Origin of the sequence: Bacteroides sp. 14(A), assembly GCF_000526555.1 — a bacterium.
In the GTDB taxonomy this organism is placed as follows: Bacteria; Bacteroidota; Bacteroidia; order Bacteroidales; family Bacteroidaceae; genus Bacteroides; species Bacteroides cellulosilyticus.
In genome coordinates this window covers 1,194,759-1,216,228 of sequence record NZ_JAGH01000005.1, presented here as the reverse complement: position 1 = coordinate 1,216,228, position 21,470 = coordinate 1,194,759, and the positions used below count along the sequence as shown (strand labels likewise).

The following is a 21,470-nucleotide window of genomic DNA, read 5'->3' as shown; positions in this document are numbered from 1 at the left end:
TAGTTTAGAATGGCAGATCATCTTTTGCGTCACCTGTGAGGAATTCCGGTGCGGCAGTCGGTGCCGGTGGCGGAACAGGTGCGCCCGGTGCGCCTGCAGGGGCTGTTGCACTAACACGTTCTACTTTCCATGCGCGGATACTGTTGAACCAACGGTCCTGCCATTGGCGTGCGTCCACATCAAATGATACGGTCAGTTCTTCGCCCATCTGGATGTTAAACTGTTCTATTTTGTCTGCTCCGAAAACATCGAAACACATTTTGCGGGGATATTGGCCGTGGTCTTCAATCACGTATTCTTGTGCTTTCCACTCATTGCCCGACTTTGCCACTCCGCCTCTTGGTTGGAGTATAGCGATAATTTTTCCTGTAAATTCCATTGCGTTCTTTTTTAATGATGCGGCGAAGTTACAATTTTTTAGGGAAATCCGGAGAAGTTCCAGGTGTTTTTTCTTAATTTTCTTTGCTGTGGGAAGATCTTTTTTTGTAACTTTGTCCGATACTATGAAGTTATAGTACGAATAGGGAATAATATAAAACTTAAATACACAGAACATATGAAATTTATCGTTTCGAGTACTGCGCTCTCCAGCCATTTACAGGCTATCAGCCGTGTGATTAATTCGAAGAATGCGTTGCCCATTTTGGATTGTTTCCTCTTTGAACTGAAAGACGGAACATTGTCGATTACTGTTTCTGATAGTGAAACAACGATGGTGACATCAGTTGAAGTGAATGAAAGTGATGCTGACGGACGCTTTGCCGTAGCTGCCAAAACAATTCTGGACGCATTGAAGGAAATCCCCGAACAACCGCTGTCATTTGAAGTAAATACCAATTCCTTGGAAATCACAGTACAGTATCAAAACGGTAAGTATAGCCTGATGGGACAGAATGCAGATGAATTTCCTCAATCGGCTATGCTGGGTGACAATGCCGTACGCGTAGAAATGGATGCATCCGTATTGTTGGGCGGAATTAATCGCGCTGTATTTGCTACAGCTGATGATGAACTTCGTCCGGTGATGAATGGTATCTATTTTGATATTACCACAGAAGATATTACAATGGTGGCATCTGATGGTCACAAATTGGTGCGTTGCAAAACACTGGCTGCCAAAGGTAATGAACGCGCAGCATTTATTCTGCCCAAAAAGCCGGCTTCGTTGATTAAGAATTTGTTGCCTAAAGAACAGGGACAAGTTGTTATTGAATTTGATGAACGTAATGCTGTGTTTACATTGGAAAAATACCGCATGGTGTGTCGTCTGATTGAAGGACGTTATCCTAATTATAATTCGGTGATACCGCAGAATAATCCTTATAAAGTGACTGTGGACCGTATGCAGTTGGTAGGTGCATTGCGTCGTGTATCTATTTTCTCATCACAGGCAAGCAGTCTTATTAAGCTGCGTATGCAGCCCAATCAGATTGTTATTTCGGCTCAGGATATTGATTTCTCTACTTCTGCCGAAGAAACACTGGCTTGCCAGTATGATGGTAACCCGATGAGCATCGGTTTTAAATCGACTTTCCTGATTGATATTTTGAATAATATCGCCGCTGATGAAGTGATAATTGAACTGGCAGATCCGTCACGTGCAGGTGTCATCATTCCCGTTGAACAAGAAGAAAATGAGGAGTTGTTGATGCTACTGATGCCGATGATGCTAAATGATTAAAAAAATAATAGAGTTAACGAGGAACGAGTTGACAAGGAGACAAGGGCTGTGCTGTTATGCCGGGAATGCCTTGTTCCTTTGTCAACTCGTTCCCTTGTCAACTGTAAAATAGAAGAATAATGAAATTAAACCTCAAAAACCCGATTGTTTTTTTTGATTTGGAGACGACCGGAACGAGTATCAATGTAGACCGTATCGTTGAAATCTGTTATCTCAAAGTACACCCCAATGGTAATGAGGAAGCAAAAACACTTCGTATCAATCCGGAAATGCATATTCCCGAAGGTGCGTCTGCTGTTCATGGCATCTATGACAAGGATGTGGCAGATTGTCCTACCTTCAAAGAAGTGGCCCGTACTATTGCCAATGATATAGAAGGATGTGATTTGGCAGGATTTAATTCCAACCGTTTTGATATTCCCGTGCTGGCGGAAGAATTTCTTCGCGCCGGTGTAGATATTGACCTGAGCCGCCGCAAGTTTGTGGATGTACAGGTCATTTTCCATAAATTGGAGCAGCGTACACTTTCTGCTGCTTATAAATTCTATTGTGGAAAGAATCTGGAGGATGCACATACGGCGGCAGCTGATACGCAAGCAACTTATGAGGTGCTAATGGCACAGTTGGACCGTTATTCGGAATTGCAGAATGATGTTGCTTTTCTGGCAGATTATTCCAGCTTTAACAAAAACGTGGATTTCGCAGGACGTATGATTTATGATGATAATGGTGTGGAAGTATTTAACTTTGGAAAATACAAGGGAATGTCGGTGACAGATGTGTTGAAACGCGATCCGGGCTATTATAGCTGGATATTAAACAGTGACTTTACACTGAATACCAAGGCTATGTTGACAAAGATTCGTCTACGTGAATTAACCAATAAGTAGTATCATGGCGAATACACTGAAAGGGAAGAAAATTGTATTAGGAATAACCGGAAGTATTGCTGCTTATAAAGCTTGTTATATTATCCGGGGACTTATAAAGCAAGGTGCTGAGGTACAGGTAGTCATAACTCCTGCAGGAAAAGAATTTATAACTCCCATTACGCTTTCGGCATTGACGAGTAAACCGGTTATCAGTGAGTTTTTTGCCCAACGTGACGGCACATGGAATAGCCATGTGGATCTGGGTTTATGGGCGGATGCTATGCTTATAGCTCCGGCAACTGCTTCAACTATTGGTAAGATGGCAAATGGAGTGGCTGATAATATGTTGATTACGACTTATTTGTCGGCTAAGGCTCCGGTATTTGTGGCACCTGCCATGGACCTTGATATGTATGCCCATCCTTCTACACAAAAGAATCTGGATACGCTCCGTTCTTATGGAAATCATATTATAGAACCGGGTACGGGAGAACTAGCCAGCCATCTGGTAGGTAAGGGACGTATGGAAGAACCGGAAGTCATTATTCAACATCTGGCGAATTATTTTGCCGGGAAAGAAGGTGATTTGCGAGGTAAGACCATTATGATCACTGCCGGACCTACTTATGAGAAGATCGATCCGGTACGTTTTATCGGGAACTATTCTTCCGGTAAGATGGGGTTTGCTATTGCAGATGAATGTGCTGCCCGCGGAGCTAAGGTCATTATGATATCAGGTCCTGTACAACAGCAATTGAAATATCCGGTACGTTGCTTTCCTGTGGAATCGGCAGATCAGATGTATAATGCTGCGTGTAGCTTTTTTGCAGAGGCTGATGCTGCTATTCTTTCGGCTGCTGTTGCCGATTTTACACCGGAACAGGTTGCTGATGCTAAGATAAAGCGGGAAAAGGAAGGAGAAATGACGTTGCGTTTGAAACCTACGAAAGACATTGCCGCCTGTCTGGGACAGATGAAGAAAGAACGTCAGGTATTGGTAGGTTTTGCTCTGGAAACGAATGACGAACAGCATAATGCTGAGGATAAGCTGCGACGGAAGAATCTGGATTTTATCGTTCTGAATTCTCTGAATGATAAGGGAGCCGGTTTCCGGTACGACACGAATAAAATCAGTATCATTGACCGTGAAAGCAAGACGGACTTTCCGTTGAAATCAAAGGCGGAAGTAGCTGCGGATATTGTAGATTGTCTGGTGGAAGTATTGGAGAATAAGTAAATATAGATAGTGAGAAATAAGACACTTTATATGATTCTGCTTCTGGTTGCTGTGGCGCTAAAGTCCACTGCCCAGGAATTGAATTGTAAATTTACGGTGAATTATTCTCAGATACAAGGTACGAGTACACAGGTTTTTACTACGCTTGAAAACGCCTTGATGGAGTTTATTAATACCCGTCGGTGGACGCAGGCGCAGTATGAAGTGAATGAACGGATTCGTTGTTCTATGAACCTGACCGTGAAAGAATATAATGAGGCGGATGGACGTTGGAAGTGTGAGCTGATTGTACAGTCTACACGCCCCGTTTGGCAATCCGGGTATCAGACGGTAGTTTTTAGCTTTAAAGATACGGATGTTGCTTTCAACTATCGTGAGTTCGATCCGCTGCAACTGAGGGATAATGTTATTGACAGTAATCTGACGGCAGTAATTGCTTATTATGCTTATATGATTATCGGACTGGACATGGACACGATGGCTCCACAGGGTGGTACGGAGGTTTTTCGGGCAGCCGAAGACATTGTAACGGCCGCACAGAACCTTGGTGAAACCGGTTGGAAAGCGTTCGATAGCAGTCGGAATCGTTATGCATTAGTTTCTGATTATCTGGAGGATGGCATGACGCCTTTGCGCAAACTGATGTATGGATATCATCGTACAGGTATGGATGAACTCTCTGTGAATGTTACCCGTGCCCGCGCTGTAATAACATCTATGCTTAGCGGTCTGAAAGAGGCGCAACAGAATAAGCCAATGTCGGCATTGCCCGGTTTGTTTACTGAAATAAAGAAAGATGAATTGATTAATCTTTATTCCCGTGCTGCAATGAAGGAAAAGGAAGAAATATGTGAACTACTATCATCTGTCAATCCTTCACTGACTACCGAGTGGGAAAAGATAAAGCAATAATTAGGAAGTGAGTAAGATTAAAATTGTAAATAAGTCATGTTACGTTCGCTTTACATACAGAATTACGCGCTTATAGAAAAGCTTGATATTAGTTTTGGTGCAGGTTTCTCCGTTATCACGGGTGAGACGGGTGCCGGTAAGTCTATTATACTGGGTGCTATCGGCTTGTTGCTTGGTCAGCGTGCCGAAGTAAAAGCCATTCGCCAGGGTGCATCGAAGTGTGTGATTGAGGCCCGTTTTGATATTTCAGCTTATGGTATGGAGCCTTTCTTTGAAGATAATGAACTGGAATATGAAGAAGAGTGTATCTTGCGTCGTGAGGTTTATGCATCTGGTAAGAGTCGTGCATTTATCAATGATACTCCGGCTTCGCTTGTACAAATGAAGGAGTTGGGTGAACAGTTAATTGACGTGCATTCTCAGCACCAGAATCTTTTGTTGAATAAAGAAGGATTCCAGTTGAATGTACTCGATATATTGTCTCATAATGATGAACAACTTTCTACTTATCAATCTTTGTATAGAGAATGGAAGCAGGCACAACAGGAACTGGCAGACCTCATAGCCCATGCTGAGCAGAATAAGGCAGATGAAGACTATATCCGTTTCCAGTTGGAGCAGTTGGAAGAAGCAAATTTGTCTGCAGGTGAACAGGAGGAACTGGAACAGGAGACGGATATGTTGAGTCATGCTGAAGAAATAAAGGCCGGTTTGTTCCGTGTCGGACAATTGTTGACCTCTGATGAAGGTGGTCTGCTGGCCGGGTTGAAGGAAAGTCTGAATACAATGCTTGGTCTGCAAAAAGTTTATTCTCCGGCTACTGAACTTGCTGAACGCCTGGAAAGTACATATATTGAATTGAAAGATGTTTCCCAGGAAGTTTCTTCTCAGGAAGAGGATGTTGAGTTTAATCCTGATCGTCTGGAAGAGGTAAACGATCGGTTGAATCTGATTTATACCTTACAGCAAAAACATAGGGCAACCACTGTGGAGGAGTTATTGGCACTTGCTGAAGAATATGCAGCAAAGTTGGCGGCCATTACTTCTTATGATGAACGTATTGGTGAGTTGACAACTCTTTGCGATACTTTATATAATAAGGTGAGAAAGCAGGCTGCTGTTCTTACCAAGGCCCGTACCGGCGCCGCTCGTGAAGTTGAAAAGCAGATGGCTTCCCGCTTGGTGCCGTTGGGTATGCCTAATGTGCGTTTTCAGGTGGAGATGGGAATAAGAAAAGAACCTGGTGTACACGGTGAAGATACCGTCAATTTTCTCTTTTCTGCCAATAAAAACGGCTCATTGCAAAATATTTCATCGGTAGCTTCCGGTGGTGAGATTGCACGTGTCATGTTGTCCATTAAGGCGATGATAGCCGGTGCGGTGAAATTGCCTACTATTGTATTTGATGAAATAGATACAGGAGTATCCGGTGAGATTGCCGACCGTATGGCGGACATTATGCAGGAAATGGGAGAACAGGATCGTCAGGTAATCAGTATTACCCATTTGCCGCAAATTGCTGCGCGCGGATGTGCACATTATAAAGTATATAAGCAAGATAACGAAACCGAAACCAATAGCCACATACGCCGTCTGGCAGATGAGGAGAGGGTAGAGGAAATAGCCCATATGCTCAGTGGGGCTACTTTGACAGAAGCTGCTTTGAATAATGCAAAGGTGCTTCTTGGTATCAAAAGATAGCCTTTAATTTTTAATTTCTAATTTTAATTTCTCAAAGATGGTTGATAAGAGTGAAATGATTTTCGGCGTTCGCGCTGTGATAGAAGCAATACAGGCAGGAAAGGAAATCGATAAGATTCTGGTGAAGAAAGACATTCAGAGCGATTTATCCAAAGAACTTTTTGCTGCGCTAAAAGGAACTTTGATTCCGGTGCAACGTGTTCCGGTGGAACGCATTAACCGTATTACCCGTAAGAATCATCAAGGGGTGATTGCTTTTATTTCATCCGTTACGTATCAGAAGACAGAAGACTTGGTACCTTTCCTTTTCGAAGAAGGCAAGAACCCGCTGTTCGTCATGTTGGATGGTGTGACTGATGTTCGTAACTTTGGTGCCATAGCTCGTACCTGTGAGTGTGCAGCTGTAGATGCTGTTATCATTCCTGCTAAAGGAAGCGTGACGGTGAATGCTGATGCAATGAAAACATCTGCCGGAGCATTGCATGTTCTGCCGGTTTGCCGTGAGCAGAATCTGAAGGTTACATTGCAATATCTCAAAGATAGTGGTTTCCGCATTGTGGCAGCTACAGAAAAGGGTGACTATGATTATACCAGAGCTGATTATACAGGACCGATGTGTATCATAATGGGAGCTGAAGATAAAGGTGTTTCTTATGAGAACCTGGCTCTTTGCGATGAGTGGGTGAAAATCCCAATGCTGGGTACTATCGAGTCGCTCAATGTTTCTGTTGCGGCAGGTATTTTGATTTATGAAGCTGTGAAACAAAGAACCAACTAAGATATGAAGAAGAACTTGTTGTTGACGCTCGCCCTCTGTTTGCTGGCACAGTGGAGTGTAGCCCAGGCACCCAAATGGGTGGAAAAAGCCAAGCGTGCTGTTTTCTCGGTGGTCACTTATGACGAGAGTGATAAGATACTTAATACGGGAAATGGATTTTTTGTTACCGAAGATGGAATTGCTCTGTCTGATTATAGCTTGTTTAAAGGTGCGCAGCGTGCCGTTGTCATTAATTCGGAGGGTACACAAATGCCTGTGGAAGTTATTATGGGAGCAAATGACATGTATGATGTTGTGAAGTTCCGTGTAGCGATTTCAGGAAAAAAAGTACCTGCATTAGTGGTAGCTCCTGTGGCCCCGACTGTAGGTGCAAGCATTTATCTGTTACCTTATTCTACACAGAAAGATCGTTCCTATACTACCGGACAGGTGAAAGAAGAGTCTAAGGTAGAGGGACAATATCATTATTATACACTTGATATGCAGCTGAAGGACAAAATGGTAAGTTGTCCGGTAATGACTGCTGAGGGACAAGTATTCGGTCTGGCACAGAAATCTTCTGGAAAAGATACAGCTACCATTTGCTATGCAGTAGGTGCCGATTATGCTATGGCTCAAAAGATAAGTCCTCTTTCTTTCAATGATCATACTTTATTGAGTATCGGCATTAAGAAAGCATTGCCTGAGACGGAAGAACAAGCATTGGTTTATCTCTATATGGCTTCTTCACAGCTTGCACCGGAGAAATACACCGAGTTGCTGAATGAGTTTATATCTCAGTATCCCAACAGTGCTGACGGTTATCTTCGTCGTGCAAACAATCAAATCTTCCAATCGAAGGAGGCAAGTTCAATGGATAAGGTTGCTGCTGATATGGATAAGGCACTTGAAGTGGCACAAAAGAAAGATGATGCATACTTCAATCGTGCCAAACTGATTTATGGTTATCAGTTGGATAAACCTGAAAAAATCTATAAAGATTGGACATATGACAGGGCTTTGGATGAGGTTCGTAAAGCGATTGCAATCGAAGCTCTTCCGGTTTATGTTCAGTTGGAAGGTGATATCCAGTTTGCCAAGAAGGACTATGCGGCTGCTCTTGCCAGTTATGAGAAGGTGAATGATTCCAATATTGCCTCTCCGGCTACATTCTTTAGTGCCGCTAAGACGAAAGAATTGATGGAAGCAGCTCCGGAAGAAGTGTTGGCTTTGATGGATAGTTGTATGGCGCGTTTCGTGCAACCGTATAGTGAAGAAGCTGCTCCTTATCTGCTGGAACGTGCCCAGATGCGCCTGAATGCCGGACAAGGAAGAGGTGCGATGCTTGATTATGATGAATACTATAAAGCGGTTCGTGGCAATGTGAATGATGTGTTCTATTATTATCGCGAACAGGCGGCCGTTCAGGCAAAGCAGTTTCAGCGTGCGTTGGATGATTTGGCAAAAGCTATTGAACTTAATCCGAAAGAGCTGACTTATTTTTCGGAACTTGCGGTGGTGAACATTCGTGTGGGTAGAAATGAAGAAGCGATCAAGGTGCTGAAAGATGCTTTGGAAATTGATTCTAAATATGCTGAAGCTTATCGTTTGATAGGAGTTGCCCAGCTACAGTTAAAGCAAAACAAAGAGGCTTGTGCCAGTTTCGCAAAAGCCAAGGAACTGGGTGATCCGAATGTTGATGCTTTAATAGAAAAACACTGTAAGTGATAGTATTGCAGATGATATCTTTATAAAAAAGGCTCTGCTTTCACAAGCTGAGCCTTTATCGGGAAACTCCCGTGTCAAAAAAGAATTAGCTAAGTCTAGGTTTTAAAACAGGTATAAGTGAATTTTTCTTTTGTGTATAATCCTATTAAGTAAATGCATGAAGTTGCAGAATACTGCATAAGATACCAATTTTTTTTCTTGAATGAATCATAAATTGTTGAATACTAAAATAATATTAGAATGAAAAAAGTAATTTGCAGTCAGAAAGCTCCGGGAGCTATTGGTCCTTACAGCCAGGCTATCGAAGCAAATGGAATGATATTTGTATCTGGTCAATTACCTATTGATGCGACTACCGGACAGATGGCAGAAGGTGCTGAAGCACAGGCACGTCAGTCATTGGAGAACATCAAGCATATCCTTGGAGAAGCAGGTTTGACGATGGCAAATATCGTCAAGACTACTGTTTTCCTACAGGATATGTCATTGTTTGCAGATATGAATAAAGTATATGCTACCTATTTTGATGGTGATTTCCCTGCCCGTTCGGCTGTTGCAGTGAAAGCCCTGCCGAAAGATGCTTTAGTGGAGATTGAGTGCATCGCGGTTCGCTAACAAATCGGCAACAATAAAACTACTGCCTCCTACGAAGATAAAGTCTTCCGGGAGGCTTTTTTCTTGTGCAGCCCGCACGGCAGAGGGAACATCTGGATAGCAAATTCCTTGCAATCCGGCCTCAGAGGCAAGTTGGGCAAGTTCGCTTTCAGGTAATGCACGCCTTACGCTGGCTTTTGTGAAGTAATATTCGGCTTCTTGGGGTAATAATGCTAATACACCGTGTATGTCTTTGTCGTTTACCATACCTATAATCATATGTAGTTTCTGGTAAGATTGCTGTTTCAACTGCTCTGTGATATAGGTGATGCCACCTACATTGTGTCCGGTATCGCATATCAGGGTAGGGGCATCCTGCAATTTTTGCCAGCGTCCCATCAGGCCGGTCAGTTCACAGACATGGGCGAAGCCACTTCGAACAGCCTGCTCACTCAGATTGTATCCGGCTTTCCGTAGTTCTGGGATGGCTGTGAGTAACGTGCGGGTGTTTTTAGTTTGATATAATCCTTTCAGCTCACATTCCAATCCGGGGTAATCATCCTTTTCATCTTCTTCTGCAAAGAGAATGGGAGCACCTACTTCGCGAGCCTTTTTTGCAAATACAGGTTTTGTTTCAGGAGTCGTTTCTCCGATTATGACAGGTATTCCACTTTTAATGATCCCGGCTTTTTCTCCCGCTATCTTTTCTAATGTATTACCCAGGAATTGGGTATGGTCAAAACTAATATTGGTGATGATACATAGATCCGGGTGTACAATATTGGTGCAATCCAGTCTTCCGCCAAGTCCTACTTCGATAACCGCTACATCTACATGTTCATCAGCGAAATACCGGAATGCCATAGCGGTAGTCAATTCAAAGAAAGAAGGATGCAGAGGCTCAAAAAAATCACGTTCTTTTTCTACAAACCGGACTACATATTCTTCCGGGATAGGCTGTCCGTTTATTCGGATACGTTCGCGGAAATCTACGAGGTGCGGAGATGTGTAGAGGCCTACCCGGTACCCCGCTTCCTGCAAGATAGCAGCAAGAGTGTGCGAGCATGAACCTTTGCCATTCGTACCTCCTACATGGATACTGTGGAAGTTCCGGTGCGGGTGTCCGAAGTGTTCATCCAGTGCCAATGTATTCTCCAAACCTTCCTTGTATGCCGAACTTCCCACCTGTTGAAACATAGGGACACTGTTATATAAGTATAATAAAGTGTTCTGATAATCCATCTTTTAAAATATTTAACGAGAAAGCAAACTATTCTCTCTTTTTAATTCCTATCTTAGAAGCTGCAAAGATAATGCAAACTGAGAGCAGAATAAAATGAACTTGTTCATTTTTTATGCCGAAGTACAGCTTATCTTCGCTTTGGAGGCAATATCAACAATTTAAATCTAAAAGAGTATGGGAGCAAAGAAAAATTTTGTGATTGATACGAACGTAATCCTTCACGACTATAACTGTCTTAAGAATTTCCAAGAGAACGACATTTATCTTCCCATCGTAGTTCTTGAAGAATTGGACAAATTCAAGAAAGGGAATGAACAGATAAACTTCAATGCCCGTGAATTTCTCCGCGAGCTCGATTTAGTTACCGATGACAATCTTTTTAATAAGGGTGCTTCTCTGGGCGAAGGACTGGGAAGTTTGTTTGTAATTGCCGGTTCGGTGGATGCTCCGGATGTGTTCGATTCATTCCCCGAGCGTATTCCCGATCATAAGATTCTGGCTGTAGTGGACTGGTTGACGCGCCAAAAGAAGGATATGAAAACCATCCTGGTGACAAAAGACGTGAACCTCCGGATGAAAGCACGTTCCATAGGCTTACTTTGCGAAGATTATATCAACGACAAGGTGATAAATGTGGATATATTTGAAAAGTCAAATGAGGTGTTTGAGGGAATTGATCCTGCTTTGATAGACCGGATTTATTCTTCCAGAGAAGGACTGGATATCAGTGAGTTTGATTTCAAAGATATCATCCATCCGAATGAATGTTTTATCTTGAAAAGTGACAGGAATAGTGTACTTGCCCGTTACAATCCTTTTACACATTCCATTTGTCGGGTGAATAAAACAAAGAACTATGGTATTGAACCCCGGAATGCCGAACAAAGTTTTGCTTTTGAAGTGTTGACCGATCCAAACATCAAATTGGTTGCTTTGACAGGTAAAGCCGGTACAGGAAAAACATTGTTGGCTCTGGCAGCTGCCCTTAGTCAAATGAATGACTATAAACAGATTTTGCTGGCGCGTCCGATTGTTGCTTTATCCAATAAAGACATCGGTTTCCTGCCGGGTGATGCCAAAGAAAAGGTAGCTCCTTACATGCAACCCTTGTTTGATAATCTGAATGTGATCAAACGTCAGTTTGCTTCTAACTCAACAGAGGTAAAACGTTTAGAAGATATGCAGAAAAGTGAGCAACTGGTTATTGAAGCATTAGCTTTCATCCGTGGACGTAGTTTGAGTGAAACTTATTGCATTATTGATGAAGCACAAAACTTGACTCCGCATGAGATCAAAACCATCATAACCCGTGCGGGTGAGGGTACGAAAATGGTGTTTACCGGTGATATCCAACAGATAGACCAACCTTATCTCGACAGTCAGTCCAATGGCTTGGTTTACATGATTGATCGTATGAAAGATCAGAACCTTTTTGCTCACGTAAATTTGTTAAAAGGAGAACGTAGCCAATTAAGTGAATTAGCCAGTAATTTGATGTAACAGAGCTTTATAGGTCGTAAATATGGTGGCAAAGTTATACCTGTAACTTTGCCACCATTTAATTTTATCACACATTTTTATCTTTTTCTTGTCCTATTTGATAAAAAATAATGTATCTTTGCCTCGCCTAAAACAAGACTGTCAAACGAAATGAAACATAAAATTTTTCATCGGTACCTTTCAGCAAAGGTATTGCCGATTTGGACTATTCTGTTGATCGATGTATTGATAATCGTCGTATCCAGCTTATTGGCTTATGCGCTTCGATATGATTTCCGGAGTATTTTCCTGGAATCCTCTACCATTGACAAAACGATTGTATGGACGGTCATTGTCAACTTAGTCTTCTTTAGGGTGTTCCGCACCTATTCCAATGTATTGCGCTTTTCTTCGTTTATAGACATTATGCGCATTTTTGTTTCATTGACGGTGTCTTATGCACTGTTAATGATTTCGAGTGTGCTTTTGGCAAGTTATCTGGATATTCGTCTGGCACCTGTGAGTGTGCTGTTTATGGCGTATATCATTAGCTTTGCCATTATGTCTTGCTCACGTATAGTTGTGAAGATGTTCTATGAACTTCTGAATTTTGATGGAAGTCATAGTGCCAATGTCTTTATATATGGTGCTAAGGAAGCGGGAGTGAACATTGCGAAAGCGTTGCGCGTCAATCTGCGTAATCACTATCGTCTGCGTGGTTTCATAGCGGATGAGCCGGAACTGATTAATAAGGTGATGATGGGCGTAAAGGTATTCCCGAATGACGAGTCTCTGATTGATGTATTGAATGACCGCGATGTGCATACAATTATTATTTCGCCGGCTAAAATGGAAGAACTGAAGAAGTCTGATATGGCCGATCGTCTTCTGGCACACAACATCAAGCTTATGACTGCACCTCCTTTGAGCGAGTGGAGCGGACAGACTTTGAACCGTACTCAGTTGAAAGAAATTCAGATTGAAGATCTTCTGCAACGCGATCCTATTGAAATAGATATTCATAAGGTAGCTTCCCATCTCGAAGGAAAGCGCGTAATGATTACCGGTGCCGCTGGTTCTATCGGTAGCGAAATAATGCGTCAGGTAGCTTCCTTCAATCCTTATAAGCTAATTCTGGTAGATCAGGCGGAGACTCCGTTGCATGATATTCGTCTGGAATTGCAGGATCGTTGGCGTGACATTGATGCAGAGACTATTATTGCGGATATTTCCAATGCTACGCGTATGGAAGATATCTTCAAGGAATACCAACCGCAATACATTTTCCATGCAGCGGCTTATAAGCATGTGCCGATGATGGAAGATAATGTTTCCGAGTCCATTCAGATCAATGTGTTCGGTACGCGTACACTGGCTGATCTGGCTGTAAAATACGGTGCTGAGAAGTTTGTAATGATCTCTACGGATAAGGCTGTAAATCCGACCAATGTAATGGGATGCTCCAAGCGTATCTGTGAGATTTATGTGCAGTCTTTAGCTAAGAAACTTCAGGAGAAAGGTGGGCATGTGACGCAATTCATTACAACACGTTTCGGTAATGTGTTAGGTTCTAATGGCTCGGTAATTCCACGTTTTCGTGATCAGATTCAACGTGGTGGTCCTGTAACAGTGACACATCCTGAGATTATCCGTTATTTCATGACTATTCCCGAAGCTTGCCGTCTGGTACTTGAAGCCGGTAGCATGGGGAATGGCGGTGAGATTTATATCTTTGATATGGGTAAACCGGTGAAGATTGTGGATCTTGCCAAGCGTATGATCAGCCTTTCCGGACGTACGGATGTGAAGATTGAGTTCACTGGATTGCGTCATGGTGAAAAACTGTATGAAGAGTTGCTGAATGTGAAAGAACTGACAAAGCCGACTTATCATGAGAAGATTATGATTGCTACAGTTCGCGAATATGATTATGATGAGGTGAAGCAACGCATTCAGAAGTTGATAGAGGTTAGTTACACGTATGATCAGATGCAGATTGTAGCTGCTATGAAGGATATTGTTCCTGAGTTTATCAGCAAGAATTCATGCTTTGAAGCCTTGGATAAGAAACCCGAATAAAGAAAAAGTTCCTCTGTAAAGGAAACGCCAATATAAGTAATGCCCCGTAACAATATATGTTAGATATGCTAACAATATATGTTACGGGGCATTACTTATAATGATATGTTGTGCGGTTCCTGTTTATTTTTTACTGGAGAAATATTTCATGAACTGAGTACGTTCGAAGGTATTTACTCCATTCAAGTCGCTGACATTCAGCATTCCCTTGAATTGAGGGATGTTTTCCATGCCTTTGCGATCCATCCATAAGTTCAGGAAGTGGATATATTCTCCTACAAGGGCATAACTGTTCTGATAGAATGCGCTACAAATCTCTACAGCTGAAGCTCCTGCCAAAATTGATTTTACAATGCCTTCGGGAGAGTGAATACCACCTGATGCTGCATAATCCAGCTTATTCACAGCTGCGGAAGCGATACCGATCCAGCGTAAGGCTTTAACCAGGTCAGCTCCTGTGCTGAATACATTTCCTGAGATTTGCTTCATCTTTTCGATATCAATATCCGGCTGATAGAAGCGGTTGAATAATACCACGGCAGCTGCTCCGTTGGCATATAGCTGATCTATCAGAGCTATCGGATTAGTCAGGTTATCACCCAGCTTCATGATGATCGGAATACGTACCGTCTTTTTGATGTGGCTGAGAATATCAATATGGCGTTGTTCGAATGAACCGTAATTGTATTGCATATCTGTTTGGAGAGCCAGAATATTGATTTCTATAGCATCAGCTCCTGCTGCTTCCATTTGTTGTGCAAATCCTACCCATTCAGCATCCTGATAGCAGTTTATGCTGGCAATAACAGGAATGGGGCATACTTTTTTAGTATCCTTAATCAGTTCCAGATACTCTGACAGTTTATGTTGGCGGACGTATTCTACCAAGTAATCACTGCCTTCAGGATACATATTCGGATCTCCCAGCCAGTCAGCTTCCAACATGATCTGCTCTTCAAAAAGAGATTTCAGAACAATGGCACCGACACCGGCTTCATAGAATTTCTGATTTTTTTCAGCACTATCAGTTAAACCTGAGCTGCTGACGATAATCGGGTTTCTTAATTCTAACCCGGCAAAAGTAGTTTTTAATGTTGCCATGGTAATAATGTTTAATGAATAATGATTAATACGTTCTGTCTCCAAAGATTTTGCTTCCTACGCGTATCAGAGTACTTCCAGCAGCAATAGCTTGGTGATAATCGTGGGACATTCCCATGGACAACTCCCGAAAAGCCTCCGTGTCGGCAAACCATGAGTCTTTCACTTCTTTGAAGAAGCTACTTAATGAACAAAATTCCTTCTCTATTTGTTCATTGTCGTCTGTATTTGTTGCCATACCCATCAGACCGCATAATTGTATGTTACTGAGAGTTTTCCATTCACCGGCTGCTAACATTTCCCGACATTCGCCAAAACTAAAACCAAATTTGGTTTCTTCTTCTGCAATGTGCAGTTGCAACAGGCAGTTGACTACTTTTCCGGCTTTTGCAGCTTGCTTATTGACTTCTACAAGGAGTTTGTATGAGTCAATTCCGTGGATCAGAGCCACGTAGGGCACGATAAACTTGATTTTATTGGTTTGCAGATGCCCGATAAAGTGCCATTCAATGTCTTTGGGAAGACTTTCGTACTTGGCAGTCATTTCCTGTACTTTGCTTTCTCCGAATATTCGTTGTCCGGTGCGATAGGCTTCTTCTATCGCTTCATTGGGGTGAAATTTGGAGACAGCTACCAGTCGCACCCCATCAGGCAGTTCGCTTAGCACTTGTTGAAGATTCTCTGCAATATTCATGATTAGAAAATTGAAATATGAAATTCAAAAGTTGAAGATCAAAGCATTCTGTGTTTACGCTAATCACTTCAACTTTCAATTCTCAAAAGATTAAACTTCCGGTTTGTCATTGGGTTCCGCGCTATACGGATATACATCCATAAGGGGTGTTTCGGATACTAAAGCGATCTGGTAATCCGCCATCGTACCCTTCATGCCTTCATCCAGTTTCTTAACAGCATCGCGCAGGTCGGCAGCTTGTACCAATACCTGAGTGGATGTTTTCTTTTCAGCTCCACTCTTTTCGTCCAGAGTAATAAAGATCAGTTTACACTTGAACCAACGGTCGGCAGCCTCTTCTTCGCTGGGGAATAATTCACTATAGTTGGCACGTTTGATGTCTGATACTGTAAATTCGCCTGAAATAAACGGCGTCATTTCTTCAATGATGCGTGCTTCCGCTTCCGTAAAGCTGAGTGCGTCCACCAAATAAGGTTCTGTAACTTTCTTGTTCATACCGTTTTCCATCACTTTTTCGTAACGGATCTTGCACTCAAACCATGTATGCATTGCCATAATTCCTTTGTTTTTTAATTATGAATTTATATTCTTGTTATAAAACTGACTACAAAGATAATGCAATTTGAGTGCATAACTTTCATGCTCGCATGAAAAAGTTATGCTGAGATTTTTTATTGTTTCTTTTTATGACTGGTACTTCATCCTTGAAAATGTACTTCTACATAATTTGTCTCATAGTATCAGAAATATCTGTTGTCAAATAAAAGAGCCTAAATAGAGGCAATCGCCTGTATATCATTGATTGGAGGGAGTGTGATTTCTCGCTGTTATTGCTGTTCTTTGGCGCGTTAAACCTATAAAAACAACAAAATTATGGTAGTAGCTTATTTAAGAGTAAGTACAGAAAAACAATTTCTGGCTAATCAACGTGAAGAACTTCTGCGTTTTGCAGAGAAGAATGGATTGCAGATTGACAAGTGGTACACCGAAACGGTGAGTGGTAGTGTGAGAAGCAAAGACCGGAAGCTATCGGGGGTGTTGAACCGAATGCAAAGAGGTGACTCGCTGATTGTGACGGAAATTTCAAGATTAAGTCGTACAATGTTGGAAATCATGACGATTCTTAATTCTTGTATCAAGAAAGAAATTGTTCTGTACAGCACAAAAGAGGGGTATGTATTTCAAAATGACATGAACAGCAAGGTATTGGGGTTCGCATTCGGATTAATGGCAGAGATAGAACGTAATCTGATTTCCATGCGAACAAAAGAAGCATTGGCAAGGCGCAGGCAAGAGGGGGTAAAATTGGGACGAAAGAAAGGAACCTGTCCTGCTATGAGGGTACTTCGTGAGAACAAAAGACGTTTGATAAAAGATGCTCAACGAGGTGTTTCCTGTTCGGAGCTGGCTCGCCAGATGGGAGTATCCCGAACTACTATGCATCGTTTCCTGAAGTGTAACTAATGAGAAAACGAGTTGACAAGTTCCTGTTTCCAGGCACTTTAGTCAACTCGTTTCTCCGGGCAGTGGAATTCTTAACTATCCTACGGGAATTTCTTTATCTTCGTTTTCCTCTTTCATGCTTTTTCCACGTTTATGCAAACTTTTCAGTTCAAATGACAACATGATGCGGAAGAATCCGATAATCAGGAATGCGAATGAAATCATGTAAACTGCATAGAGAGCGCCTATTGCCGGTTGCCATAAGATGATGAGCGAACAAATTACGGCTAATATGCCGAAAGCAATATACCAGCCCCAGTCTCTTGTACCATATCTTTTCAGATCCATGGCATAGCCGACAGATGAGAAGCCCCGGAACATCAGCCAGAATGCAATAATGAAAGGAATAACTTCCATACTCAGTAATGGATAAGCTATCAGGTAGAAACCGAATATCATGTCGATGATACCTCCGGCCAGATACCAGCCCCAACTGGATACATTTTTCCGGTTGCTTACAGCAAAAGAAATCTCCAGCAAACCGCTGAATAACATGGATATGCTGAACAGGATACTTAAAACTGCGTAGCCGCTCAACGGTGCGAACATCAGGCTGACGGCAACTACTACGTAGAGTATGCCAAGCAAGAGAGAGAGCCACCAGTTTTTTACTTCGCATTGAAGTTCGTCAAATAAAGTTTTCATGCAAATTGAATTTTAAATGGTTATTGTAATCATGTTTGTGAGAGTAACAATTTACAGTTGGAAAAGTTTTGAGCGAACTTTTCTAACAGTTCGTTTGTTATATAAACATATAAAAAAAGAAAACTATGGCTACAACAAAATTCAAGGGACAACCGGTTAAGATTATCGGTGAGTTTATAAAAACAGGAACAGTTGCTCCTGATTTCGAGTTAGTAAAGACTGACCTTTCTTCTTTTTCTTTGAAAGATATGAAAGGAAAGAATGTGATATTGAATATCTTCCCGAGTTTGGACACTAGTGTTTGTGCAACGTCTGTGCGCAAGTTTAATAAGTTGGCAGCAAGTCTGCCTGATACCGTGGTACTGGCGATTTCCAAAGACTTGCCTTTTGCTCACGCTCGTTTCTGTACGACGGAAGGTATTGAAAATGTAATTCCTTTGTCTGATTTCCGTTTTTCGGATTTCGATGAAAGCTATGGCGTACGTATGGCAGATGGACCATTGGGCGGTTTGCTGGCACGTGCAGTAGTTATCATTGGTAAAGATGGAAAAGTGATGTATACTGAACTGGTACCCGAAATCACTCAGGAGCCGGATTATGACAAAGCAATAGAGGCTGTGAAGAAATAGTAAATTCAGATTTTTAAATAGCAATAAAAAAGATAAGGTGCACAAGGGTCGTGAGGCTATTGTGCACCATTTGTTTTTTATATAGTGAGTTGGCGTGTGAATTGATTGTGGATTATCTTTTGTGTATTTTATTTGCTTTATGGTGAGTAACTGACTTTTTTTGTTTTACTTTGTACCATGAAATCAAGTATTAATAGATAACAAAGAAAAATGGAACGAGGTTTAAAAGACTACGCCTTACTCATGCTGAAAGGTGTGGGAATGGGAGCAGCCGATGTGGTTCCCGGAGTATCGGGAGGAACAATTGCTTTTATTGTGGGAATTTATGATGAACTGATAGATTCGATAAAAAGCATCAACGGAAAAAGTTTAAAGTTGTTTTTTACAGGAAAATGGGGAGCGTTCTGGAAAGCTATTAATGGTAATTTTTTAATTTCCATTGTAGCTGGAATCGCTGTCAGTGTATTTTCGTTGGCTAAGATTATTACATGGTTGCTTACGGATCATCCGGTAATGGTCTGGGCTTTCTTTTTCGGACTGGTGCTGGCTTCCACTTGGTTTGTGGGGAAAGATATAAAAGAGTGGAATAAGAAAACAATTCCGGCTTTTATCATAGGAGTGGCAGTTGCTTATTACATTACGGTGGCAACTCCTGCTGAAACGCCATCCAATCTGTTTTTCATTTTCCTTTGCGGTGCGATTGCTATTTGCGCAATGATCTTGCCGGGCATATCGGGTAGTTTTATTTTGGTACTGTTAGGCAAATACTTCTATATAATGGAAGCGGTCAAGACATTTGATATAGTGACTTTATTAGTATTCTTGGCAGGCGCCTGTATAGGTATAACTACTTTTTCACGAGTTCTTTCATATGCACTAAAGAACTTTCGTAATATTACGTTGGCGGTATTGACCGGCTTTATGCTGGGGTCTCTTAATAAGGTATGGCCATGGAAAGAAACGCTTGAAACGTTCACAGACAGTCATGGAGTAGTGAAGCCACTGGTTGAAGCGAATATCCTTCCTAATCAATATATTGTTGAAGCTGTAGTATTGATGATTGTTGGTTTTTTCCTGGTATATTTTTTGGAGAAGCTTTCTACACGTAGCGCTAAATAAGGATACCCTCTACAATATAAAAAAACAGAGAGTAAAGCGATCAGCTTTACTCTCTGTTTTTTTTATTGCAATGCTTTTATGATATTTTGCATGTAAACAGCCAGATCTTCCCGGTCTTCATTTTCCATCATGGCCTGCATTTTCTCCAGTTCTTTCAGATCAAAGGGGCGGGTGCACTTCTGATTGTACTTTATGAAGTTTTCCTTATCATGCAACGTCATGTAGAGAACGGTCAACTTTTCATTGATACCTTCAAATTCCGGTTCTAACTCACAAACACGTTCAAAAGCTATTTTCGCATAATCCAGATACCCGATTTCCATGCTGTGCATACCTATTTCATTCCAGGTATCAGCGCTAGGAGCACAATTCAAGGCCTTTGCCCATTGCTTTATTCCCTTTTCGTAGTCACCTTCTTCGACGTACATACGGCCTTCAATCAGGTAGGCTTCAGGATCTTTCGGTTCCAGCTTTTGGGCTTTCTTACAATACTGGTGCGCTTTGCGCTTCTTTTTCATTTTGGAAAGGCAAAGCCCTGCATTGGCATATAGGCTGGGTAGAGTAGGTGCGGGAGTTTCTTCCGCTTCGTTAGCCTGGATTGCTTTTTCCAGATTTTCGTATCCTTCTTCCCATTCGCCTTTGGATACCTTGCATAAACCGATATAGGTATAGACAAACTCAGGAGCCAGCCCATGCATCTGCTCAGCTTTCTGATAACATTCCAGAGCTGCATCCTCATTACCCAACTGGTAAAAACAATGCCCTTTCATTACATAGGCGTCTGCAAATTCGTCATCACCTATCAATGCATAGTCGCAGGCATCAATTGCCTGGTCGAAGTTCAGATCTTCAAAATGGCATCTTGCCAGTCCGAACCAGTAGGGAGCCGAATATGGATTCTGATCTATCAGTTGGTTATATAGAGGAATTGCTTCTTCTATCATGCCTTTCCCATAATAACAGTCTGCAACTACGGCAATGTAAGCTTCTTCATCGGCATATTCTTCCTTTACCGGGTTGAGCCATGCCAGAGCCTTGTCCGGATAGCCCATATCGAGGTACATATAAGATACATCGACTACATTTGCCAGATCCTCTTTATCTTCAATCGTATCGAGTAACTGTTCGGCATCATCCAGCTTACCTTCACTTAGTAGCAAGTGAGCACGTACCACCTTGGCTTCCGGCGAATAGGTATCGGGAAGGTTTTCGATGATTTCACGTGCCTTTGCTCTTTTTCCGCTATCCAGATGCAGGTAAGCATATTCTATCATTAATGCCGTACTGTCGGGATGTAGCTTTAGGCCATATTCTGCAATTTCTAAAGCCTTATCATAATTCTTTTTGGTGCCATACCAGTCGGCAAGGTCAGCCAAATCGTCTGCGTCCAGATAAAATGGTTGTTTCGCGGACATTGCCAATTCATATTGTTCGGCAAGTTCCTGAAGTTCTTTATCTCTGCCGGACAGCAGGTTTTTATTGCTCATTAATAGTTT

Annotated in this window: 20 protein-coding genes; 13 read left to right on the top strand and 7 right to left on the bottom strand. The window is 42.0% G+C overall.

Translation table 11 applies throughout. The features are described 5' to 3' along the window. Positions 1-4: 4 nt before the first annotated feature. On the bottom strand, positions 5-379 hold the full coding sequence (locus K429_RS0127960) for a DUF3127 domain-containing protein (protein ID WP_029328892.1): 375 nt from the start codon (positions 377-379) through the stop codon (positions 5-7). A gap of 177 nt (positions 380-556) precedes the next feature. Here K429_RS0127960 and dnaN point away from each other — a divergent pair, with 177 nt between their 5' ends. The 8 genes from dnaN (at position 557) to K429_RS0127920 (ending at position 9,503) form a co-directional block, all read left to right on the top strand. Then, positions 557-1,681 (top strand): DNA polymerase III subunit beta, encoded by a 1,125-nt coding sequence (dnaN, locus tag K429_RS0127955; RefSeq protein ID WP_007209735.1) that lies wholly within the window; start codon positions 557-559, stop codon positions 1,679-1,681. A 119-nt stretch (positions 1,682-1,800) separates the two neighbouring features. Beyond that, positions 1,801-2,571: a 3'-5' exonuclease gene (locus K429_RS0127950; RefSeq protein ID WP_029328891.1), complete on the top strand. Its 771-nt coding sequence runs from the start codon at positions 1,801-1,803 to the stop codon at positions 2,569-2,571. A gap of 4 nt (positions 2,572-2,575) precedes the next feature. Further along, positions 2,576-3,790, top strand: a complete 1,215-nt coding sequence (gene coaBC / locus K429_RS0127945) for a bifunctional phosphopantothenoylcysteine decarboxylase/phosphopantothenate--cysteine ligase CoaBC (RefSeq protein WP_029328890.1) — start codon at positions 2,576-2,578, stop codon at positions 3,788-3,790. A 30-nt stretch (positions 3,791-3,820) separates the two neighbouring features. Beyond that, a complete protein-coding gene (locus tag K429_RS0127940) occupies positions 3,821-4,702 on the top strand; it encodes a DUF4835 family protein (protein ID WP_029328889.1) in 882 nt (293 codons plus the stop codon). A 36-nt stretch (positions 4,703-4,738) separates the two neighbouring features. Then, positions 4,739-6,403, top strand: coding sequence for a DNA repair protein RecN (gene recN / locus K429_RS0127935; RefSeq protein ID WP_029328888.1), 1,665 nt, complete (start codon positions 4,739-4,741; stop codon positions 6,401-6,403). A 37-nt stretch (positions 6,404-6,440) separates the two neighbouring features. Continuing rightward, positions 6,441-7,181 (top strand): 23S rRNA (guanosine(2251)-2'-O)-methyltransferase RlmB, encoded by a 741-nt coding sequence (gene rlmB / locus K429_RS0127930; RefSeq protein ID WP_029328887.1) that lies wholly within the window; start codon positions 6,441-6,443, stop codon positions 7,179-7,181. Positions 7,182-7,184: 3 nt separating this feature from the next. Next, positions 7,185-8,888 (top strand): serine protease, encoded by a 1,704-nt coding sequence (locus tag K429_RS0127925; RefSeq protein ID WP_029328886.1) that lies wholly within the window; start codon positions 7,185-7,187, stop codon positions 8,886-8,888. A 240-nt stretch (positions 8,889-9,128) separates the two neighbouring features. Continuing rightward, positions 9,129-9,503 carry a RidA family protein gene (locus K429_RS0127920; protein ID WP_007209727.1) on the top strand — a complete coding sequence of 125 codons (375 nt, stop codon included), beginning with the start codon at positions 9,129-9,131 and terminating at the stop codon, positions 9,501-9,503. Here K429_RS0127920 and K429_RS0127915 read toward each other — a convergent pair. Then, the gene (locus K429_RS0127915) at positions 9,471-10,724 is read right to left on the bottom strand and encodes a folylpolyglutamate synthase/dihydrofolate synthase family protein (RefSeq protein WP_029328885.1); all 1,254 of its coding nucleotides are present in this window, start codon (positions 10,722-10,724) and stop codon (positions 9,471-9,473) included. The two genes, K429_RS0127920 and K429_RS0127915, sit on opposite strands and share 33 nt — an antisense overlap. A gap of 175 nt (positions 10,725-10,899) precedes the next feature. Between K429_RS0127915 and K429_RS0127910 the strand changes: the two genes are divergently transcribed. Both K429_RS0127910 and K429_RS0127905 read left to right on the top strand, forming a co-directional pair. Continuing rightward, positions 10,900-12,225, top strand: coding sequence for a PhoH family protein (locus tag K429_RS0127910; protein WP_007209725.1), 1,326 nt, complete (start codon positions 10,900-10,902; stop codon positions 12,223-12,225). A 150-nt stretch (positions 12,226-12,375) separates the two neighbouring features. Next, the gene (locus tag K429_RS0127905) at positions 12,376-14,283 is read left to right on the top strand and encodes a nucleoside-diphosphate sugar epimerase/dehydratase (RefSeq protein WP_007209724.1); all 1,908 of its coding nucleotides are present in this window, start codon (positions 12,376-12,378) and stop codon (positions 14,281-14,283) included. Between the two features lie 123 nt (positions 14,284-14,406). Here K429_RS0127905 and K429_RS0127900 read toward each other — a convergent pair whose 3' ends face one another. The 3 genes from K429_RS0127900 to K429_RS0127885 form a co-directional block, all read right to left on the bottom strand. Next, a complete protein-coding gene (locus tag K429_RS0127900; protein ID WP_007216326.1) occupies positions 14,407-15,384 on the bottom strand; it encodes a dihydroorotate dehydrogenase-like protein in 978 nt (325 codons plus the stop codon). A 25-nt stretch (positions 15,385-15,409) separates the two neighbouring features. Further along, the gene (locus K429_RS0127895) at positions 15,410-16,078 is read right to left on the bottom strand and encodes a YggS family pyridoxal phosphate-dependent enzyme (RefSeq protein WP_007209722.1); all 669 of its coding nucleotides are present in this window, start codon (positions 16,076-16,078) and stop codon (positions 15,410-15,412) included. Between the two features lie 90 nt (positions 16,079-16,168). Beyond that, complete coding sequence (locus K429_RS0127885) at positions 16,169-16,633, bottom strand: DUF4494 domain-containing protein (RefSeq protein ID WP_007216327.1); 465 nt, start codon at positions 16,631-16,633, stop codon at positions 16,169-16,171. A 318-nt stretch (positions 16,634-16,951) separates the two neighbouring features. Between K429_RS0127885 and K429_RS0127880 the strand changes: the two genes are divergently transcribed. Beyond that, positions 16,952-17,542, top strand: coding sequence for a master DNA invertase Mpi family serine-type recombinase (locus tag K429_RS0127880; protein WP_007209719.1), 591 nt, complete (start codon positions 16,952-16,954; stop codon positions 17,540-17,542). A gap of 75 nt (positions 17,543-17,617) precedes the next feature. Here K429_RS0127880 and K429_RS0127875 read toward each other — a convergent pair whose 3' ends face one another. Then, complete coding sequence (locus K429_RS0127875) at positions 17,618-18,226, bottom strand: HdeD family acid-resistance protein (protein ID WP_007209718.1); 609 nt, start codon at positions 18,224-18,226, stop codon at positions 17,618-17,620. A 125-nt stretch (positions 18,227-18,351) separates the two neighbouring features. On the opposite strand from K429_RS0127875, the gene tpx reads away from it, so the two are divergent. After that, positions 18,352-18,855 carry a thiol peroxidase gene (gene tpx, locus K429_RS0127870; RefSeq protein WP_007209717.1) on the top strand — a complete coding sequence of 168 codons (504 nt, stop codon included), beginning with the start codon at positions 18,352-18,354 and terminating at the stop codon, positions 18,853-18,855. A 210-nt stretch (positions 18,856-19,065) separates the two neighbouring features. Next, complete coding sequence (locus K429_RS0127865) at positions 19,066-19,974, top strand: DUF368 domain-containing protein (protein WP_029328884.1); 909 nt, start codon at positions 19,066-19,068, stop codon at positions 19,972-19,974. A 62-nt stretch (positions 19,975-20,036) separates the two neighbouring features. Here the strand turns inward: K429_RS0127865 and K429_RS0127860 are convergent, their stop codons facing one another. After that, positions 20,037-21,461, bottom strand: coding sequence for a tetratricopeptide repeat protein (locus tag K429_RS0127860; RefSeq protein WP_007209714.1), 1,425 nt, complete (start codon positions 21,459-21,461; stop codon positions 20,037-20,039). Positions 21,462-21,470: the final 9 nt, after the last annotated feature.